The following is a 2503-nucleotide window of genomic DNA, read 5'->3' on the forward strand; positions in this document are numbered from 1 at the left end:
TGAGAACGGCGGTGCGAAATTAGTCCACGTTAGCGGCGGCATGGTGCTGCTGCGGGCGGCGTAAAAGTCGTCCACCTATTGCCTTTCTGCGTCAGCAGGGAGGGCGTGAGGATTTACAGCGTGGACCTATATCTGAGAGTTCGCCAGGCTTGCGCGGAAGGCATGAGCCAGCGGGAAGCAGCGCGGATGTTCAACATCTCGCGTGACACGGTTGCGAAGATGATGACCTTTTCGGTCCCGCCGGGCTACCGGCGGACGGCCGAGGTGCGTCGACCGAAGCTCGATCCGTTCATTCCGATCATCGAGGGCTGGCTGGAGGCGGACCGGACCATGCCGCGCAAGCAGCGGCATACGGCCAAGCGGGTGTTTGACCGGCTGCGCGAGGAATGCGGCTTCACCGGCGGCTATACGATCATCAAGGACTACATTCGGGAGCGGGAACGCCGTGGGCAGGAAGTGTTCGTGCCGCTGTCGCATCCGCCTGGCCATGCGCAAGCCGACTTCGGCGAGGCTCTGGTCCGGATTGGCGGTGTTGAGCAGAAGGCCCACTTCTTCGTGCTGGACCTGCCGCACAGCGACGCGTGCTATGTGCGGGCCTACCCTGCGGCGGTGGCCGAGGCCTGGGTGGACGGCCACATCCACGCCTTTGCCTTCTTCGGGGCGGTTCCGCAGTCTGTGCTCTACGACAACGACCGCTGCCTGGTGGCGAAGATCCTGCCGGACGGGACGCGCAAGCGAGCCACCCTGTTCAGCGGTTTCCTGTCGCATTACCTGATCCGGGATCGCTATGGCCGCCCGGGCAAGGGCAACGACAAAGGCAATGTCGAGGGCCTGGTGGGTTATTGCCGCCGCAACTTCATGGTGCCGATGCCTGAGTTCGCCACTTGGGACGCGTTCAACCTGTGGCTGGAAGAGCAATGCCTCAAGCGTCAGCACACCGTCCTGCGCGGCGAGAGCGAGACAATCGGCGAGAGATTGCAGCGCGACCTCGCCGCGATGCGTCCGCTCCCGGGGGCGCCTTTCGATGCCTGCGATCAGGACAACGGCCGGGTCTCGTCGCAATCGCTCGTGCGTTACAAGACCAACGATTACTCGGTGCCGGTTGCTTACGGCCATCAGGATGTCTGGATCCGGGGCTATATCCATGAGGTGGTGATCGGCTGCCGGGGCGAGGTGATCGCCCGTCATCCCCGGTGCTGGGATCGCGACGAACTTGTCTTCGACCCGATCCATTACCTTCCGCTGATCGAGCAGAAGATCAATGCGCTGGATCAGGCGGCACCGCTGCAGGGCTGGGACCTGCCGGAAGAGTTCGCCACCTTGCGCCGGCTGATGGAGGCGCGGATGAACCGGCAGGGCCGGCGCGAATATGTCCAGGTTCTGCGGCTTCTGGAAACCTTCGATCTGGCCGATCTGCATGCGGCCGTGAGGCAGGCGCTGCAGATGGGGGCGATCGGCTTCGATGCGGTGAAGCATCTGCTGTTGTGCCGGGTCGAGCGCCGGCCACCTCGGCTGGATCTGGACTGCTATCCCTACCTGCCCAGGGCGACGGTCGAGAAGACCGAGGCCCGCTCCTACATGCGGTTGCTGTCTGGCGGTGCGGAGGGCGTGGCATGAATGACGCCCCGGAAATCCTGCTCGCCCATCACCTCAAGGCGCTGAAGCTGCCCACCTTCCTGCGCGAGCATCAGAAACTGGCCAGGCAATGTGCGGCGGAAGATGTGGACCATGTCCGATACCTGGCACGGCTTGTCGAACTGGAACTGATCGACCGGGAGCGGCGGATGGTTGAGCGGCGCATCAAGGCCGCCAGGTTCCCGGCCGTCAAAAGCCTGGACAGCTTCGACTTCACGGCAATCCCGAAGCTGAACAAGATGCAGGTGCTGGAGCTTGCCCGGTGCGAATGGATCGAGCGGCGGGAGAACATTATTGCTCTCGGCCCCAGTGGCACGGGCAAGACGCACATCTCCCTCGGCCTTGGTCTGGCCGCCTGCCAGAAGGGCCTGTCCGTCGGCTTCACCACCGCCGCAGCCCTGGTCAGCGAGATGATGGAGGCCCGCGACGAGCGCCGCTTACTGCGCTTCCAGAAGCAGATGGCCGGATACAAGCTGCTCATCATTGACGAGCTTGGCTTCGTACCCCTGTCGAAGACCGGCGCCGAGCTGCTGTTCGAACTGATCTCGCAACGCTATGAGCGCGGATCGATCATGATCACCAGCAATCTGCCCTTTGATGAGTGGACGGAAACCTTCGGCTCCGAGCGCCTGACCGGTGCGCTGCTTGACCGGCTGACCCATCACGTCAATCTCCTCGAAGTGAATGGCGAAAGCTACCGCCTCGCCAACAGTCGCGCCAGAAAGGCCGGCTGACACCCCCCCTCAAAAAATCGAACCACGCGGCTGAGACCCCCGCTCGGGCTACGCCCTCACGGCGGTCTCAGCCGCGCGCAAGGGTGGCCGACTTTTGCGCCGCCCAGTGGCTGGGTTTTACGCCGCCGTTGACA

The 2503-nt window shown here is 63.6% G+C and carries 2 protein-coding genes; both read left to right on the forward strand.

Annotated elements, in window-relative coordinates:
* Positions 1 to 120: 120 nt before the first annotated feature.
* A complete protein-coding gene (gene istA / locus G7044_RS17820; RefSeq protein ID WP_166331346.1) occupies positions 121 to 1617 on the forward strand; it encodes an IS21 family transposase in 1497 nt (498 codons plus the stop codon).
* Positions 1614 to 2369, forward strand: coding sequence for an IS21-like element ISPve1 family helper ATPase IstB (istB, locus tag G7044_RS17825; protein ID WP_166331348.1), 756 nt, complete (start codon positions 1614 to 1616; stop codon positions 2367 to 2369). Before istA ends, istB begins: the two co-directional genes overlap by 4 nt.
* Positions 2370 to 2503: the final 134 nt, after the last annotated feature.

This window comes from Paracoccus xiamenensis (assembly GCF_011308835.1).
GTDB lineage: Bacteria > Pseudomonadota > Alphaproteobacteria > Rhodobacterales > Rhodobacteraceae > Paracoccus > Paracoccus xiamenensis.

Excerpts from the sequence above, each read along its gene's own strand:
- istB (WP_166331348.1), top strand. The coding sequence starts at position 1,614 with ATGAATGACGCCCCGGAAATCCTGCTCGCCCATCACCTCAAGGCGCTG.